Below are 17,392 nucleotides of genomic sequence, written 5' to 3'. Positions count from 1 at the left end.
AAAATAGTAATAAGAAAAATACATTGGCCAATTTGAATAAATAGTTGAATGATATCTATAATTTAAGAGCCTACCTCAAAATAAATACAGTAACATAAAATTAATATTGACGTAATATTTGATTAATATTAGCTAATCGAAGCTCCCGCTTGGTATGGTCGAGAGCACTTTACGTACCTAGTTTAATCCATTTGAAGTCATGAAAAAGTATCTCGCTTTTTTGCTGCTGGTAGGCTTCCTAGCAACGCAGGCTAATGCAGCGCCCATTACTACACATAAACCGAAAGGTGAGAAAGTAACGCTGGAACAACAGCTGGCGAATTATGTATCGTACCCAGATGCGCTTAAGCCAACGCGAAAATCTGGAATTGTGGTCGTACAGTTTCGGATAAATTCAGATAGTGAGATTTGCCGTGTTGAGGTTTTTAGTCAGAATGAACAGCTTAATAATGAATTGATTAGCCAACTGACTGGTGTTAAACTGGAAGGTATTCAGAACAATTTAAGCGAGTTCGCGCAGCAGGTTCACACCGTTCGTCTCCGTTTTAAAGCTAGGTAAACGGGGCTTTCTGGCCTAGTTCAATCCGCATTTTCAAGACCAATAAACCAATGCCTCTTATGTGGCTTTTGCGCATCATCTTCGTGCCAAAGCCACATAAGAGGCTTTTTATTTAGGGTGAATGGCTGTGCTTTGACAAGATCAAATTATTAATAAACTTTCTCTTCATTCATTGGTTTTTCAGGTGGTAATTCGTTCAAAAACTACATTCATATGCAAACGATCAGATGGTATTCGCCAGGAGGTGAAGCAGATCAGGGAGGAAACATGGATAACGACAATGCGTCAGTTCAGGGCCAGGAAGGGCAGCATCAGCCTGGAAATACGCCTTTAGACGACCAGGAAGAATTGGCCGATGGTTATATTCATGGGCACGTCGAACAGGACGAGGACGACAAATAGGCCTGTGGATTAGCCACAAACTTCATTTGAAAACAAGTCAGCCTGGTTTTACCGCGGTAAAACCAGGCTGACTTGTTTTCAGACCAGTATAAAGATGTAAAAAATGAAAAATAGTGCGTAAAATCGTCAGGTGAAGGCGGAACTTGACTGCCTTACAACTATACGCCAGCGATTAGACTCTATGTTTCTAAACTACGCTACTATGAAACAATTACTTTTCCTATTTTTTCTATTGGTAGCCGTCAGCAGTTGTGGTCCGTTCACTCCTGATCAGTATACACAAGGTAGCTTTCCGGAAACCCCTGAGAATTTAAGCGATATAAACTCAGCCGATGATGACTATAATTCGACCAGTCACGTGGTAGGCAATGTTATGGCGTTAGTCTTTTCCTCAAAACGGGGTGGTCGAACCGATTTTAATCTAGTGCACGAATCACTCGAAACCACGTTTGATCTACGAAGTGGATCATTTACGTTTAACACGCACCCTTACGGCGGGTTAGACGTCATTGAAGAACAGAGCCCTTTAACCTGGGCTGCTCAGGTCGCTAACTCCAACGCCAACGAATTAGGGCCTTATATTCGCTCCTTTCGAGACTTGGCCGGTAACACAACCGACAGTGATGGACATTTTGGCGAGTACCTTATGCTGTTTGCATCCGATCGATCCGGTAATCTGGATATTTATTTTACCCATAATTATCAGTCCTCTCCAACGTCCGTTACGGGTCTGTCCAGTCGGGTAAGCAACAAGCAATTTGTGGCTCCTCAGCCAGTCGCTTTCCTGAATTCGCCGGCTGATGATGGCTATCCAACGTTCGACAAGGGCTACCAAGCCCTTTATTTTACCTCGAACCGGGGGGGTAATTTTGATATTTACAAAGCCGGATTACCCGCCATTGCGCCTTCTGCATGGCCTGCTCAACTCCCGACATTGACGAATATTTCGATTGAAAAAGTAGCCTCCCTGTCTTCATCAGCCGACGACAAATGTCCCTTCATTAGTGGAGATAGATTAGTTTTTTCGTCCAACCGTCCCGGCGGATACGGCGGGTATGACCTGTATTTTAGCGACTGGACGGCAGAGGGTTGGTCTGCTCCGGTTAACTTTGGTCCCGGCATCAATACCAGCTCCGATGAATACCGGCCTATTTTGTATACGTCAAATCAGTTTACCAACCAATTGATGATTTTTTCGTCCAATCGTCCGGGTGGAAAAGGGGGCTTTGATTTATACCGGGTGGGTATTCCAGTACGTCGCCCATAAGCTCCGCAGGCGCTGATTCACAGTTCTCACTGGCCAGCTACGTACTGATTTACCAGCAGCGATGCTGGCAGAATGACTTATCCAGACTTGTCATCCGGAATCTTCTTATGTAACTGAGCCGAACGTAGCGCGTCTCAATAGAGATAACGAATCGACGGAACGCCGTAATTGCGAACTACGTATCTACTCGCAGGCATGCAAACTACGCGCCGTTCGGATTAAATTCGCGCAACATTCATAACCTATTGATGAAACATTACCTGACACAGGACCCCTGGAATATAGTTGAAGAAGGTTTCCATCGTGATTACAATGAAATAACTGAAAGCGTGATGTCTATCGGCAATGGCCGACTGGGCGGACGTGGTTCATTTGAAGAAAAATACTCCGGAAAAACCATGCTGGGCCATTACGTTGCCGGCGTGTACTATCCCGATAAAACCCGCGTTGGCTGGTGGAAAAATGGTTACCCTGAATACTTTGCCAAAGTGCTGAATGCCGCCAACTGGATTGGTATCGACATTGATATTGAATACGAAACGCTCGACTTGAACACCTGCGAAGTACGTCAGTTTCGGCGGGTGCTCAATATGCAGGAAGGCTACCTCGAACGCCAGTTTGTGGCCCGACTGAAAAGTGGAAAAGAGGTGGAAGTCAACGCCAAACGATTTTATTCCATCGTTGATGATGAATCCGGGGCGATACGTTACGCCATCAAACCGCTGAACTTCGACGCGAAAATAACCATTACGCCCTACATCGACGGGGCCATCCGCAACCGCGACGCCAATTACGACGAAACGTTCTGGGATGAGGTACGTAAGGAAACCGCGTATGGTGAAGCGTACATCGAACTTCGTACCCGCAAAACGGGCTTCCACGTAGCGTCGGGCATGTGTGTGGAAATTGAGCAGAACGGCGAGAAAATCGACTACCAGTCGCAGCCGATCAAGTACGAGAAATACGTAGCGAACCGCATTACGCTCGACTGCCGGGAGGGCCAGGAAACGGTCATTTATAAGTACGGCGTTAACCTGTCGTCGCTGAATTACGATTCGGATACGTTGATCAAGGAAGCCCACAAGTACATCCAGCGTATCAGCCGCAAAGGGTTCGAAAAAATGCTGTTCGAGCAGAAGCAAGCCTGGGCCGATAAGTGGAAAACGAACGATATCGTCATCGACGGTGACGTAGCAGCGCAACAGGGAATCCGGTTCAATATTTTCCAGTTGAACCAGACGTATACCGGCGAAGATGAACGATTAAACATTGGCCCTAAAGGATTTACGGGGGAAAAATACGGCGGTAGTACGTACTGGGATACCGAAGCGTACTGCCTGCCCTTCTACCTCTCGACCGCCGAACAGAAGGTGGCGCGTAATCTGCTGATTTACCGGCACAAACAACTCGGGAAAGCCATCGAAAATGCGCAGAAACTGGGCTTCCGGGCGGGCGCTGCGCTCTACCCGATGGTGACCATGAACGGCGATGAATGCCACAACGAATGGGAAATTACGTTCGAGGAAATTCATCGGAACGGGGCCATCGCCTACGCCATTTTTGACTACGTTCGCTACACCGGCGACGAGCAATACTTGGTCGATTATGGGCTGGAAGTACTCATTGCGATCAGCCGGTTCTGGAGCCAGCGCGTCAACTGGTCGAAGGAGCGGGAGAAATACGTCATGCTGGGTGTAACGGGACCGAATGAGTACGAAAACAACGTCAACAACAACTGGTATACCAACTACATTGCCGCCTGGACGCTACGTTACACCATCGAAGCGGTCAATAAAGTAAAGATTCTCGATGAGGAAAAATATGCTGAACTGATCGACCGAATTCATTTTCGGGAAGAAAAAGAGATTGAGAAAGCGACGCATATTGTCGATAACATGCATTTACCCTTTGACGAAGAGCGGCAGGTCTGGTTGCAGCAGGACGGCTTTCTGGACAAGGAACTGATGCCAGTCTCGGATATTCCAAAAGGGCAGCGGCCTATCAACCAGAACTGGTCATGGGACAGGATTCTGCGGTCGTGTTTTATTAAACAGGCCGACGTATTACAGGGCCTTTATTTCTTCGAACACGAACACGGGCCCGATTTTGTCCGCAAGAACTTCCATTTCTACGAACCGATGACGGTGCATGAATCGTCGTTGTCGCCCTGTGTCCACTCGATTCTGGCGTCCAGTCTTGGGATGAAAGAGAAGGCTTACGAAATGTACCTCCGCACCGCCCGGCTCGACCTCGACGATTACAACAACGATACCGAAGACGGCTGCCACATTACGTCGATGGCCGGTACGTGGCTGGCGGTGGTAAAGGGTTTCGGCGGGATGCGGGTTGGTTTGGAACTGCCCCAAGAATATAAGGAAGTTGTCAAAAAGGCACGGCAGGAAAGCAAAACCGAATGGGTCATTTTGCCGCCAATGCCAAAAAATTACCAGTTAGTGCTCAGTCCTTACTGTCCGGAAAACTGGCAATCGTTCTCGTTCAAAATCCGATTCCGGGGTGCATTGCTGGACGTAACAACGACGCAGCAGAACGTAACGATTCACAATTTTTCGAAGGAGCCGATCACGCTTTGTCTCTACAACGAAGAAGTAACGATTCAGCCCGAGAGTGAAGTGACGGAGCCAATTCCTAATTGATACGTTCTTCAAGTGGTGTCAGGTAGGCGTATCTGACACCACTTCACTGTCCATTTTAACAGGAGTTAATAATGCAGGGCAAGCATATGAAGGTAATTTTTTGGCTCCTTTTCATTACGGCGCTTTCTTTTTCCTGTCATAAAGAAGCCAGTGAAAATATTTCCAGTTATCCGGTTCGGGATTACCGATTGGTTAAGAAATACCTGGATACATTGAACGCCAAAAGTCAGGCAGAACTGGATTCGACCGGTACGTGGACCATTACATATACCGACTTGCGGAACGGAAAAAAGCAACTGGTTTTCTTCGGGGCTTCTCATGTGCGTGATACGTCGCATCCACAATTTAGCCAGCTAGTAAAGGCTTTTAACAAACTGAACCCCGAGATTGCGTTCAATGAAGGCGGTCAAATCTCTATGGATCGAAAATATCCAACGCTGGATTCGGCCATTCACGCAAACGGAGAGACGGGCGTTGTCAAATATTTATGCGACAGTCTGGGTATCAAATTGATGAATGGAGATCTGGATGAAAAGCAGGAATTTGCTGCCTTACAAAAAGAATTTCCCAAAGATCAAATCTATCTATATCTGGCCATCGAACGGTTTCTGGACGGCTACCGTAAAGGCTATTTCCCCGGTATGACTCTGGAAAAAGCCTGGCAGGAAAAATTTATTTCCTATCTCACTGAAGCTGATTTCAGACTTTCTACGGAAGCGCAATCGCTGGATTCACTCAAAAGAATTTATCGGAAATATCTTCATAAAGACTTCTCATTGAACAAGCTTGAAGAAGTTTATGACTATTATTTGACGAACGACGGGCCGCTGGGCGATGTAAGCCGTGGTACCAAAGTTGTTCGTGATCGGGCACTCCTGCAAAAAATTGATAGCGCCCTCAACGTGCATGATCGGGTTTTCGTGGTTTTTGGAGGCTCACATCGAATTGCGCTGGAGCCAGCCCTGAAAGAAATTATAGCGAAAAAACGACAGTAGCCTTCAAGATCCAGAGTCTGTCTGGGTTTTAGATCGCTACGTTGTCGCTACCAAATTTTTGGGTTCCAGCAACGGCAACGTAATGCGGAACCAGCCCTCTACTTCCTCAATTTTGGGTTCCTGCTGGTTCAGAATGCGGTATTTCGTCGTGATGTTCGCCAGACCGATTCCTGTCGATTCGACACGTAGCATTTTGCGTTGCAGCGTATTTTCAACGACTAAATTCCCATCGTCAGTGCTACGTATGCGGATGCTCAACGGCTGGTTGGGTAAGGCAATGTTGTGTTTCACCGCATTTTCGACCAACAGTTGCAGCGTTAATGGAGGAAGCAGCGCTTCGGCATGATCAGACGGTACGTTGACCTCCAGACGAACAGATGCTCCATGACGGGTACGTAGCAAGTGGAAATACGACTGGATAAATTCGAGTTCAAGACTGACGGTTGTCAGATCGCCATCCCGGTCGCGTTCCGACGTATCGGAAGTGCGATTGGCACGTAGCAGATAGCGATAAACACTCGATAATTCATCAACGAACTCACCCGCCTGCCGGGGGCTCTCGTCGATGAGCGACGACAACGTATTGAGACTGTTAAACAGAAAATGCGGGTTGATCTGGCTTTGCAATGCCCGCATCTGCACTTCGGTTTTCTCCTGTTTCAGTCGTTCCATCTGCAAATCGGCTTCGAGGTGTTCGCGCTGACGTTGTTCGCGTTCGGTGGCAAGCTGCCCTTCAACGGCCACTTTCCGAACCGCTTCGCGCCGATGCCGGTGGGTAATTCCTAGTCCAAAGAAAATCAGATCGAGCACAACACCCGTCTGCACAAACAAATCGGGGTGTTCCCAGAACGGCATTTGCTGATTATAAGTTGGAGACCGTATCAGCAACAACGTAGTAATGAGGTGATTGATAAGCAGCGACGCCGTACCCGCCACAAAAAAACGAGCAACGGTATCTTTGGAACGATAGAACGAAAAAACGATATACCCACCAACCGCCATCACGGCAAAGCGAACCGGATGAACCAGCAGATCGTGGAGGGGGCTTTTCCAGAAATCGGTAAACAGATAGATGTACGCTTTTGTCAGAATGTAAAGCACCAGCAGCCCCTGCACCCGCCTGATCCAGCGCCGAAACCGGGGGCGGTCGCTAAGATCCAGGAATATCGTGGCCAGTTCCAGATACACTACGTAACCCGAATACGACAGCAGGACTTTATAGAAATTGCTGACGTTTTTCGGCAGATGGAAGTGGTTGATGGTGAAATAAATCGCCCAGATCAGGGTGTAAATCGTGTATAGCCCGTAGATACGTTCACGGTACATGAACCATTGTACCAGATTGGCAATCAACAGGGCCAGCGCCATTCCCAGAAAAAGTGGGGACCAGGCTTCGTAGGTCATGAATGAAGTAGTTGGTTCAGAGGATTGAAGAAACGAAAATACGTGAAATCGTTGAGAATTAAGCGGATTGGTAAAACGGGTTGTCCAGTTATATAGTTGTAGAGTTAAAGGGTTGTAGTGTTGTAGAGTTACAAGGTTGTAGTGTTGGCTGCACATCCCATAAAACGTTACAACGTTACAACCTTATAACCCTACAACTCCATAACATTAAATCCATACGATTCACCGCCACTTTATGACGATTCATCCCCGACTTATACCAATTCACCGGCTTTTCAGTTGCCTTACTACCCGGAGAATTCCGATTTTTAGACCATTTTTACCTAACTGAGACAAACACTTCATGCCATTTGCCACCTGGAATCTGCTGTTCACAGGGATGGTCTGCGCTATCCTGCTGCTGAACATCGTACAGTGGAGCATTTACCGCGAACGCCTATATGGGCTCTATACGCTGTATATGCTGGCCTGGTTGGTGTATTTTGGCCTGCGCGTCGATGAAATCAGCCAGTACGTATCGAACAATACGTGGTATTTCGTTCGGGTAGTGGCCCCGATGCTCGCCTATTTTGTTTATTTCGATTTTGCGGATGCTCTCATTCAACTTCGCAGTCGACTTCCTGGGCTTTTTCGCTTATTCCGGATTACAAAAGGTATCATTCTGGCCTACGTAGTGCTGATGTGGGTGCTGTGTTTTGCCGTCGATACGTGGTATGGCTCCATTTACGACACAGCGCATACGGCTATGCGGTTGCTCATGGTCGTCATTGCGGGCTATGGCGTGTGGCAAATCGCTCGGCTGAAAGGGGTAGTGCCCCGCTACGTAGCAATTGGGTCAGGTTTCATACTAGCAGGCGGCATCGTGTCGATGGTGCTGACCATACTTGGAATAGGACTGGATAATTCGGATTCCATTTTGGCCGCTCCTCTGACGTACTTTGAACTGGGGATTCTGGCCGAGCTCATTTGCTTTACGTTGCTGTTGGGATATCGCCAGCGCCGAAGCGCCATTCGAATTGCCACCATGGAACAGCGACTCGCCCGCGAGCGCGAACAGCATCAACGCCAACATCTTGAATCGGAGCTGATTACCGAAAAACTTCAGCAGCAAATGTCGGCGGTGCAGATGATGGCGCTTCAGGCGCAGCTTAATCCCCATTTCCTGTTCAACAGCCTCAACACGTTGTCGTCGCTCATTGCCTCTGAGCCGATTAAAGCCGAACGTTTTGTGGATGAAATGTCGAGCGTATACCGCTACCTGCTGCGTACCAATGATCACGAACTCACGGCCCTGCAAACCGAACTGGCTTTTATTGACTCGTATTATCACTTATTAAAAACCCGCTACGGCGCCGGCATCGACCTGATCAAAAACATCGGTGAGTCGTTTCTTCATTATAAACTCCCCCCGCTGACGCTTCAGTTGCTGGTCGAAAATGCCGTAAAACACAACATCGTTTCGGCCGAGCAACCCCTACAGATTCAACTCGTTACAACGGAAGATGGCTGTCTGATTGTCAGCAATACGTTACAGCGCAAGGCGGCCAACCGAGTCAATTCCACACAAAAAGGGTTGTTGAATATTCTGTCGAAATATCAATTGCTGGGTCAGCAGATGCCAAAAGTGGAAGAAACAGCCGATAAATTCGTCGTTACGTTGCCGCTGATTAAGTGAATAGCCAGTCGTTACTCATTTACTCTTAATTTCCCTATTGGGTTTACAACAACTTAGAAAAGTCCGGTTCAGTGGATTTAAGGGTAGAATAGAAAGTAAATAAACTGAATAGGTTTCGTCCACCTGTTTATAGACTAACGATTCTTTCCCAAAACCACTCCCACCGTAACCTGAACGGACGGATACCAGCCCTGGCGGTAATGCGTGACAACGTTACGTTTAAACTGTGCGTCCTGATTATCATTGGTCCAGTAAAAAGAGTTCCAATAGTCCTGATTTTGTGTGATTTGGCTAGTGGAAAACAGCTTGAAAAGATACTGCCCACCAATGGCGCCGGTCAGCGTAATGCGCTTTACGAACGTTACTTTGGCGCCCGCCAAAAGTTCGGGTGCCAGCGATATACCGGCGGCACGTAGCGAATCGGCCGGAACAGGATAGCGTACATCATTAACAAGTCGTAAAGCTGAATAATCCAGAATAGCCCGCACAGACCCAAACAAGGTCAGTTCGTCGCCAATGCCCACACCCGGAACGTAGTACCGGTAACCAGCCGCCAGTCGGGCATTCTGGAATCGCTCGGTGCGGGGCGGGTAAAAGAACGTACTATTCGGTAACTTCTCGTTATAGCTCAGCGAAAACGTAAGACTCTGTTGTTTATCAACATAGCGTTCGTGCTGAATTAATTGATTTTTTGGGGAAAATAAGCCAATTGGCGAAACCGACAATTCCTGCCGCTGGGCGAACGTAGCGGTATTTACGGTTAGCGTAACAGATAGGAAGAGGAAGATTTTTTTCATACGTTGAGTATACTAGATGTTTTATTCAACGTAAAAATAGTAGCTACTCAAACTCCTCCACTATGCGTATCACAAAAATAAACGAACCTGATTTTCAGGAATGGCAACAATTGGCTCTGGCGCTATGGCCCGACACGACGGAGTCCGAAATGACTGATGTACTAAAGGAAATTAACGAATCTCCGAAACAGGCGGCCTTTATCGCTCGCGACAATCAGCAAAAAGCCATTGGCTTCATAAACCTGTCACTTCGGAATGACTACGTACCGGGCGCTTCCCAAACGCCGGTCGCTTTTGTGGAGGGCATCTACGTAGCACCTGATTGTCAGCAGCAGGGCGTGGGTCGGGCGCTCATCCAGCAGGCCGAACAATGGGCCAGAGAACAAGGCAGTAAGGAACTGGCATCCGACGTAGTAATCGACAATACGTTAGGGGAAGCTTTCCACAAAGGGGTTGGTTTTGAGGAAGTAGAACGAACAATTTCGTTTATCAAGCCAATCTAAGCCATAATTCGCCGGGCAATTGCCAAACACGTAGCGATTACCGCGTTTCGTTTATCTTTGTTTAGAAACGTAATGGCTCAACTGGATGCTATCGCTGATAAAAAAACTGTGTTTCGGACTTGCGCTGATGCTGATTGGTGTGGTTTGTCTGGGTCAGTCGGTGCCTAACCCGACCGATACCAGCTACGTAATGACCCTCCTGAAAAAAGGAGAAGCCATTGAAACAAGTGAGCCCATCAAGGCGCTGAACAATTATCAGAAAGCGTACAGTTTTTCCCAGAAAATAAATTACACTAGAGGCTATTTTGAGAGTGTACGGCTCATGGCTTACCAGCTCAATAATCTGGGGCGACACGACGAAGCCCGTAAGGTGGCGCTGGCGGCTGTTCAGAAAGCTAAACAGGATACAATAAAGCGAAATCTGGGGCTTAGCTATTTTGCTATGGCTAACACGGCCCTATTTATGGGGCGGTTTCAGGAAGCCATTCCCAATTACCAACAGGCTGCTCGCTACATGCAGCTAGACGGAAGTCCGCGCAACGTAGCGGTTGTGAATCAGAACCTTGGATACATCTTTAATAAGCAAAAGATGCACGAAAAGGCACTGGAACATTACCGAAAAGCGCTGGCATTCGATAGCACTCTGACGGTAAATAAGGCCGACCGACGGGCAATCGCCACCGATTATTTCAGCCTGGCCGTCGTATACAGCGACATGGGGAAAAAGCCCGAAACGATGGCGAATTACCTAAAAGCCAAGCAATGGATTGACAAGAATGACCTTGATTTCTTGATTAATCTGTACAACAATATTGGATTCGAGCACTCGTTGGCGGCACGCTACGATTCGGCCCTTTATTACCGGAACGAAGCTCTACGTTTCACGCGTCAGATGGGCAACTCCCGGCATGAGATTAACCTGCTGATGACATTAGCCCAGACCCGAAGCCAGATGAAGCAGTTTGGAGCCGCCAAAAAACTGCTGGATGAGTCGCATGCCATTGCTGAGAAAAACAAAGCTGGATTAACCGAATTTCGGAATATCTACCGAGAATACGCTATTGCGAATCAGGGTTTGGGGAATTATAAAGCGGCCGTCGAGTGGCTCGATAAATATGTTGGGGTGGATGATTCGCTGAATAATCAGGAAACAAAAAGTTTGCTTGAGGATTACGAAGTGAAGCTGAAACAGGCCGAATCGCGTGAGCAACTGGCTCAGAAACAGCTACGTATCGACCAGTTGCAGGAAAAACAAAATCGGCAGAATCTTTACCTACTGATTGCCGGCCTGATCATTGTTGGCGTGGGCGGGGGGCTGGTCTTTGCTTACCTTTATTACCGCCAGCGCCAACGTACCGCCGACGAAGCACTGCTGGCTGCTGAACGCCAGCGCGAACTGGCGGTAGTGCAGTCGGAACTGGAAGGCCAGCAAAAAGAACGCCGACGTATCGCCAAAGAAATGCACGACGATCTGGGCGCGTCGCTGACCGCAATTGGTCTGCTGAGCGAGGTAGCGAAGACGAAGATGGGGGATAAGACGACACCCGAAGTGGAAAAGATTTCGAGTATTTCATCAGAAATGGTGACGTCGATGAATGAGATCATCTGGTCGTTGAACACCAAAAATGATAGCCTTAACGGGTTGATCGCCTACACGCGTGCTTATGCGAGCGAATTCATGGAAAATTCTTCCGTTACGTTAAAAACCGACGTATCGGAATCTCCCCATGAAATCGCGATACGGGGCGCCGACCGACGTAACGTTTTTCTGGTGGTGAAGGAAGCCCTGAACAACGTAGTGAAACATGCCCAGGCCACGGAAGTGAAGCTAACGATCCGCCCTGATGGTGATCAACTTTACATTGAAGTGGCGGATAATGGCCGAGGTTTTACGCCCAACGAGAAGACAGCGTTACGTAACGGTTTGGGCAACATGCAGCAACGTATTGAAGAATCAGGCGGACATTATGAAATTTCGTCTTCTATAGCCGGTACTTCCGTGAAAATCACCTATCCGTACCCACCCGTACCGGCCCCCAAAATACTGCAAACGTAGTATAGCTTTCCCCAAAAAAAACGGAGAATATTGCCAGATGAAAACCTCCATAACCGTTGCAATTGTTGAAGATAAAGAGCCGATTCGGCAATCGCTGGCTATTCTGGTCGACGGTGCCGATGGTTTTTTTTGTCAGGCTACCTTCGAGACGGCCGAAGCGGCCCTCGATTACCTGCCCGGTCACTGCGTCGACGTAGTGCTAATGGACATCGACCTACCGGGCATGAACGGCATCGACTGTGTACGGCATCTAAAACCCAAATGTCCTGATACCCAGTTTATGATGTGTACGATGTATGACGAAGATGAAACCGTTTTTGAAGCGCTTAAAGCGGGCGCCAATTCGTATATTCTGAAGCGTAGCCCGCCCCATAAGCTCCTCGAAGCCATCACCGAACTGCACGAAGGGGGGGCTCCCATGAGTAGTACTATTGCCCGTAAAATTGCGGGTTCGTTCCACGTCAACCACTCCGCTCCAACCGAATTAGACGTATTAACACCCCGCGAACGCGAAATTCTGGACCGTTTGGCGAAAGGTCATAGCCACAAGGAAGTAGCTGAAGAACTGTTCGTTAGCCCTACCACGGTGCGTAAACACATTTTCAACATCTACGAAAAACTCCAGGTACACTCCAAAGTGGAAGCGGTGAATAAGTATTTGGGAAGAAAATAAAGAGCGAAAGCATGAAAGAGCGAAAGAGCGATAACCAGCCGATAGAAAAGCCTCCAACTGGTTATCGCTCTTTCACTCTTTCATGCTTTCGCTCTTTGAACTGCTCTTTAAAAATCATACAAATGCAGTATTGATGAGCCTTGAAATGGCCAATAGTTTTGCCTCGGTGATTGACGGAAATCACCCCGCAAACAACTAAAAGCCATGAAAACGATCCTTCTTTTCTTCGTCGTAGCTCTGACATTTACCGCCTGCAAAAAAAGTGAAACTGATATTGAGCCGGAAAATGCGGCCGACGTAGTAGCCGGTAATTATAAACTGAGTTCGTTCCGCTACGCAGCTGGCACCGACGAAATCGACCTCCCCAAATTGCCTTTGACCCAGTCGGGGAAGACCATTTCAGGAACAGTTAGCCTGGATGCTACGTCGGAAGATAACGTAACGATGACTCTCACGCTGAAAGCCACCGGGTCGCAGGATGCCTCCATCGACATTGATAACGTAGAAGTAAAAAAACGCGGGAAAGTGTACGGCCTCTACGTGGATGGCGAGCAGGTAGCTGATGCCGACGGCGACAACATCATCTTCAATCTAAACGAAGAAGATCCCAGCACGGGTGAAACCCTCGAACTGAAATTTACAGCCGCTAAATAATCAACGGGCTCAATCGGGTAATGTCAGATGCTTACATCTGACATTACCCGATTGCTACTAATCAGGAGTTTCGTTCTTTATGCTGGCGGAGTTGCTACGGTTTCCGGATACCCATGTGTAGCCAGCATCTGACCCATCTCAGAATAGGCTTCTCGTGGCTCAGGAGCCCAGGTTGCCAGGCCATCCACGTAGCGATTAAACATTGAGAAGGCGGCCGCAATCAATACCGTATCGTGTATGTCGCGGTCAGTAGCCCCCTGCTCTCGGGCGGCAGCAATTTGTTCCGGAGTAACGTATTGCCCGCCCACCTGAACACTTCCCGCAATGGCGAGTAGTGCTTTCATTTTGTCAGAAATAGGTGCCGTGTTCGGATCCTCCCAGGTTTTGGCAACAACCTGATTTTCTGGCCCAAACAGGTAATCGGCAACGGCACCGTGACAATTTGAACAGAAAAGGCAATCGTTCCGCTTCGACGTATAAGAAGCAACCAATTCGCGCTCAGCCTGGGTAAACGATTCACTGGCGTTGGTCCGCAACAATACATCAGCCAGGGCGTTGAGCGGTTTGGTTGTTTCAGGGCTGAAGGTCATTGGTCCCATAATTCCCGGCAGGCCTTCGAGCAATTGAATGTGGGGCATTGATTTGTGGAGTTAGATGATAAATGAATCAATTTCTGGGTAATCTGTAACTGAGTAGCCTTTTTGGAAAAGCAATCGCCTTCAAGATACATTTATAATATATCTCTAGTGTTAACTTTTTAGGCATCGTATGAAGTTGGATTCTTCAACCTGACACCACAAGGTTTCAATCGTCGCTTCAAATCATTTAGCTATTCCGTCCCGAAAGGCCTTTCGCTGTTCGGGATTTTCTTTATTAGACGGTCTAATAACCTTGACTATAAGTTCATTAATAACAAATCTATTTGTATCTGAGTTGGAGAGATAATTTATTTATATTGTCAAATAATGTATTAGTGGTAACAAAATTAATCCAGCTAATTGTATGAAACGTCGTGTACTGCTTCCGTTTTTAATCGGCTACTTCTGGGTTTTCCCGCTGCTACGTTCGCTCGCGCAGCCGGGCGTTACAATGTATGTCAATGGGCGAAACATCTACTCCGCTGTTGGCGAAAAAGTCGTTTTCCGGGGAGTAAATGAAATGTTCGTCTACTCCAGTGATAAGCAGGGGGTAACAACGCTGCCGCAGATTGCTCAAACCGGCGCCAACGTCGTGCGAATCTGCTGGAACACAAGCGGTTCTGCCAGTGATCTAGACGCCTTGTTGGGTAATTCTATTGCCAATAAAATCATTCCTATTGTTCAGCTCGACAACAGTACCGGCAACCTCTACAACCTGCAAACCTGCCTCGATTACTGGAAGCGGTCAGACGTAATGACGGCGATGAACAAGTACAAAAAATGGGTACTGCTCAATATTGCCAACGAAGCCGGTGATAACTACACAACTGATTCTCAGTTTCAGACCGCCTACACGGATGCTGTTTCTCAGTTGCGAACCGCTGGCTACACCTTGCCCCTTGTGATCGACGCACCCGGTTACGGCCAGAACGAAAACGTGATTATTAATACATGGAATTCACTTCAACAAAGTGATCCTCAACATAATCTGGTATTTTCTGTGCATCCATACTGGAAAGATTCGAACACGCAGACACTTCAGAATCGCTTTACGAATCTTTTCAATGCCGTTGTTAGTCAGAACATTCCATTTATCATTGGTGAAGGGCCGCAACAGACGGGCTATGATTGCAGTACATCGATTCCGTATAGTTGGGTGTTGCAGCAATGTCAGGCCAACCAGATTGGCTGGATGGTCTGGACCTGGGGCAAGGTACAGGACGGAACCAGCAACTGCGGCACTACATTCGACGTAACGACGAACGGAAATTATGGTAGTTGGTCGAACACATGGGGCCAGGCCATCGCCGTCAGCGACCCTAACAGTATCCAGAACACTTCTGTCCGGCCACCATCCATCCTGGGTAACGTAACGCCTGATACACAGCCGCCTACGACCCCGACCAACGTAGTAGTCTCGAACGTAACATCGACCGGCGCTACGTTATCCTGGACCGCTTCGACCGATAATCTGGGTGTTGCTGGCTACGCTATTTACGCGGGTACTACGTTGCTGGCGTCGACACCGAACACGTCGATTACGCTCGGCCTGACCTGCAATATGCCGTACAGCAACGTAACGGTGAAGGCCAAAGATGGCGCGGGAAATACGTCGTCAGCCAGCAATGCTGTCAGTTTCACGACGGGCGCTTGTCCGGCGGGCGAGCTCGTGTATGGCGATGCGCTTAACACCAATTGGGAAGACTGGACGTGGAGCGCCTACCGTAATTTCGCTAACACCAGCCCGGTGAAAGAGGGCAGCAAATCGATTCGGGTGGATTATGGCGGCTATGGCGGTTTTTCGGTACGGCGAAATTCTCCGATTACACCGTCGGCGGGCATGGTTATCAAGTTCTGGGTCTACAGCAGCGTGGCCAACAACCTGAAAGTCTACACCCAGGCAGATGATAGCGGGGGCTACAGCCAGATGATGAATTTTACAACTGACGCCAATCAATGGAAAGAAATCACGGTAACAATGGCCACTTTGGGAAATCCGTCGGCTATCAAACGCATTAATATTCAGGAAGATGCCGGAAATAGTCCTGCCATATTTTACGACTACATTCGGTTCGATACCGGCACGTCGACGCCCGATACACAGGCTCCTTCAACTCCAACTAATCTGGCGGCTTCTGGTATCACTCCAACTGGCTTAACACTGAACTGGACGGCCTCTACCGACAACGTGGGCGTGACGGCTTATCAGGTTTTCCAAGGCGCTACGTTGTTGAACGGGAACGTAACGGGTACTACGTATGCCGTCTCGGGGTTATCGTGCGGAACGGCTTATGCGTTCACCGTTAAAGCTCGAGACGCAGCGGGGAACGTATCAACCGTCAGCAACACGGCCAATGCCACTACGTCGACCTGCCCGGCGAATGAACTGGTGATTTATAACGACGCAGTCGGAACCGACTGGCAGGATTGGTCATGGAATACGTCGAATAATTTTAGTACTACCAGTCCGGTTCAGGTGGGCAGTAATTCAGCCAAAGTCGATTATTATGCATGGGGAGGGTTTTCGTTAAGGAAAGGCAATGCGCTGACTACCAACAGTAATACGTTGCTGAAATTCTGGGTACGTAGCACAGGTAGTCAGCCCATTAAAGTGTATACCAACAATGCCGACAGTGGGGGGGAAGCATCGGGTTATACGTTCACACCTACGGCCAATCAGTGGCAGGAAATAAGCCTAACGATGAGCCAGTTAGGGAATCCAACGCAAATTAAGCGGCTGAATTTCCAGAATTACCACAACAATAATATAACGGTTTATTACGACCATATCCGGTTGGTTTCGGTCAGTGGGGGCCGTGAATCCGCCGAGCTTTTGGAAGGGGTTTCTACGCCTGGCGTTTACCCAAATCCCTCAGACGGTCTCATAACCGTAACGTATTACGTGCAAAAGTCACAACCCGTCCAAATTCAGGTTGTAAATGCAAGCGGTCAGACACTGCATCGGCAGGACGAACAGGCCCAAACGGGCGAGAACCGGTTCAAAATCGATATGCGGGATCGTCCGGCGGGCTTGTACCTAATTCGGCTACAATCGTCTGGCGAGGTGGAGGTTCGAAAAGTGCTGATTCAGCGGTAAGATGCAATTTAAATTAAG

General features: G+C 48.2%; 14 protein-coding genes. 11 read left to right on the top strand and 3 right to left on the bottom strand.

Annotated features, from left to right (window positions below; translation table 11 throughout):
• Window positions 1–199 precede the first annotated feature (199 nt).
• The 5 genes from ACYVF1_RS14030 to ACYVF1_RS14010 all read left to right on the top strand — a co-directional run bounded on the left by ACYVF1_RS14030 (window position 200) and on the right by ACYVF1_RS14010 (window position 5,877).
• Window positions 200–559 carry a hypothetical protein gene (locus ACYVF1_RS14030; protein WP_461079728.1) on the top strand — a complete coding sequence of 120 codons (360 nt, stop codon included), beginning with the start codon at window positions 200–202 and terminating at the stop codon, window positions 557–559.
• 213 nt (window positions 560–772) lie between these two features.
• Window positions 773–961, top strand: coding sequence for a hypothetical protein (locus tag ACYVF1_RS14025; RefSeq protein ID WP_461079726.1), 189 nt, complete (start codon window positions 773–775; stop codon window positions 959–961).
• Between the two features lie 202 nt (window positions 962–1,163).
• On the top strand, window positions 1,164–2,228 hold the full coding sequence (locus ACYVF1_RS14020; protein ID WP_461079724.1) for a TolB family protein: 1,065 nt from the start codon (window positions 1,164–1,166) through the stop codon (window positions 2,226–2,228).
• A 248-nt stretch (window positions 2,229–2,476) separates the two neighbouring features.
• The gene (locus ACYVF1_RS14015) at window positions 2,477–4,882 is read left to right on the top strand and encodes a glycoside hydrolase family 65 protein (protein ID WP_461079722.1); all 2,406 of its coding nucleotides are present in this window, start codon (window positions 2,477–2,479) and stop codon (window positions 4,880–4,882) included.
• Between the two features lie 86 nt (window positions 4,883–4,968).
• Window positions 4,969–5,877, top strand: coding sequence for a hypothetical protein (locus ACYVF1_RS14010; protein WP_461079720.1), 909 nt, complete (start codon window positions 4,969–4,971; stop codon window positions 5,875–5,877).
• A 36-nt stretch (window positions 5,878–5,913) separates the two neighbouring features.
• Here the strand turns inward: ACYVF1_RS14010 and ACYVF1_RS14005 are convergent, their stop codons facing one another.
• Window positions 5,914–7,281: a sensor histidine kinase gene (locus ACYVF1_RS14005; RefSeq protein ID WP_461079718.1), complete on the bottom strand. Its 1,368-nt coding sequence runs from the start codon at window positions 7,279–7,281 to the stop codon at window positions 5,914–5,916.
• 343 nt (window positions 7,282–7,624) lie between these two features.
• Between ACYVF1_RS14005 and ACYVF1_RS14000 the strand changes: the two genes are divergently transcribed.
• Window positions 7,625–8,956: a sensor histidine kinase gene (locus ACYVF1_RS14000; protein ID WP_461079716.1), complete on the top strand. Its 1,332-nt coding sequence runs from the start codon at window positions 7,625–7,627 to the stop codon at window positions 8,954–8,956.
• Between the two features lie 134 nt (window positions 8,957–9,090).
• On the opposite strand, the gene ACYVF1_RS13995 is transcribed toward ACYVF1_RS14000, so the two are convergent.
• On the bottom strand, window positions 9,091–9,753 hold the full coding sequence (locus ACYVF1_RS13995) for a hypothetical protein (RefSeq protein ID WP_461079714.1): 663 nt from the start codon (window positions 9,751–9,753) through the stop codon (window positions 9,091–9,093).
• A 62-nt stretch (window positions 9,754–9,815) separates the two neighbouring features.
• Here ACYVF1_RS13995 and aac(6') point away from each other — a divergent pair, with 62 nt between their 5' ends.
• From aac(6') to ACYVF1_RS13975, 4 genes are all read left to right on the top strand, one after another.
• A complete protein-coding gene (gene aac(6'), locus ACYVF1_RS13990) occupies window positions 9,816–10,256 on the top strand; it encodes an aminoglycoside 6'-N-acetyltransferase (protein ID WP_461079712.1) in 441 nt (146 codons plus the stop codon).
• Window positions 10,257–10,341: 85 nt separating this feature from the next.
• Window positions 10,342–12,312 carry a tetratricopeptide repeat-containing sensor histidine kinase gene (locus tag ACYVF1_RS13985; protein ID WP_461079710.1) on the top strand — a complete coding sequence of 657 codons (1,971 nt, stop codon included), beginning with the start codon at window positions 10,342–10,344 and terminating at the stop codon, window positions 12,310–12,312.
• 37 nt (window positions 12,313–12,349) lie between these two features.
• A complete protein-coding gene (locus ACYVF1_RS13980) occupies window positions 12,350–12,985 on the top strand; it encodes a response regulator transcription factor (RefSeq protein ID WP_461079708.1) in 636 nt (211 codons plus the stop codon).
• A 204-nt stretch (window positions 12,986–13,189) separates the two neighbouring features.
• A complete protein-coding gene (locus ACYVF1_RS13975; RefSeq protein ID WP_461079706.1) occupies window positions 13,190–13,639 on the top strand; it encodes a putative periplasmic lipoprotein in 450 nt (149 codons plus the stop codon).
• A 77-nt stretch (window positions 13,640–13,716) separates the two neighbouring features.
• On the opposite strand, the gene ACYVF1_RS13970 is transcribed toward ACYVF1_RS13975, so the two are convergent.
• Window positions 13,717–14,277, bottom strand: coding sequence for a carboxymuconolactone decarboxylase family protein (locus ACYVF1_RS13970; RefSeq protein WP_461079704.1), 561 nt, complete (start codon window positions 14,275–14,277; stop codon window positions 13,717–13,719).
• A 364-nt stretch (window positions 14,278–14,641) separates the two neighbouring features.
• Between ACYVF1_RS13970 and ACYVF1_RS13965 the strand changes: the two genes are divergently transcribed.
• A complete protein-coding gene (locus tag ACYVF1_RS13965; protein ID WP_461079702.1) occupies window positions 14,642–17,374 on the top strand; it encodes a fibronectin type III domain-containing protein in 2,733 nt (910 codons plus the stop codon).
• Window positions 17,375–17,392: the final 18 nt, after the last annotated feature.

Source organism: Spirosoma flavus (assembly GCF_054778555.1).
This window is presented reverse-complemented; position numbering and strand designations above follow the sequence as displayed.

What these genes read in the sequence shown, in the direction of transcription:
- ACYVF1_RS14000 (WP_461079716.1), top strand. Translation starts at nt 7,625, where the DNA reads ATGCCATTTGCCACCTGGAATCTGCTGTTCACAGGGATGGTCTGCGCT.
- ACYVF1_RS14015 (WP_461079722.1), top strand. Translation starts at nt 2,477, where the DNA reads ATGAAACATTACCTGACACAGGACCCCTGGAATATAGTTGAAGAAGGT.
- ACYVF1_RS13965 (WP_461079702.1), top strand. Translation starts at nt 14,642, where the DNA reads ATGAAACGTCGTGTACTGCTTCCGTTTTTAATCGGCTACTTCTGGGTT.
- ACYVF1_RS13985 (WP_461079710.1), top strand. Translation starts at nt 10,342, where the DNA reads ATGCTATCGCTGATAAAAAAACTGTGTTTCGGACTTGCGCTGATGCTG.
- ACYVF1_RS13995 (WP_461079714.1), bottom strand. Translation starts at nt 9,753, where the DNA reads ATGAAAAAAATCTTCCTCTTCCTATCTGTTACGCTAACCGTAAATACC.
- ACYVF1_RS13980 (WP_461079708.1), top strand. Translation starts at nt 12,350, where the DNA reads ATGAAAACCTCCATAACCGTTGCAATTGTTGAAGATAAAGAGCCGATT.
- ACYVF1_RS14010 (WP_461079720.1), top strand. Translation starts at nt 4,969, where the DNA reads ATGAAGGTAATTTTTTGGCTCCTTTTCATTACGGCGCTTTCTTTTTCC.
- ACYVF1_RS14030 (WP_461079728.1), top strand. Translation starts at nt 200, where the DNA reads ATGAAAAAGTATCTCGCTTTTTTGCTGCTGGTAGGCTTCCTAGCAACG.
- ACYVF1_RS14020 (WP_461079724.1), top strand. Translation starts at nt 1,164, where the DNA reads ATGAAACAATTACTTTTCCTATTTTTTCTATTGGTAGCCGTCAGCAGT.
- ACYVF1_RS14025 (WP_461079726.1), top strand. Translation starts at nt 773, where the DNA reads ATGCAAACGATCAGATGGTATTCGCCAGGAGGTGAAGCAGATCAGGGA.
- ACYVF1_RS13975 (WP_461079706.1), top strand. Translation starts at nt 13,190, where the DNA reads ATGAAAACGATCCTTCTTTTCTTCGTCGTAGCTCTGACATTTACCGCC.
- ACYVF1_RS13970 (WP_461079704.1), bottom strand. Translation starts at nt 14,277, where the DNA reads ATGCCCCACATTCAATTGCTCGAAGGCCTGCCGGGAATTATGGGACCA.
- ACYVF1_RS14005 (WP_461079718.1), bottom strand. Translation starts at nt 7,281, where the DNA reads ATGACCTACGAAGCCTGGTCCCCACTTTTTCTGGGAATGGCGCTGGCC.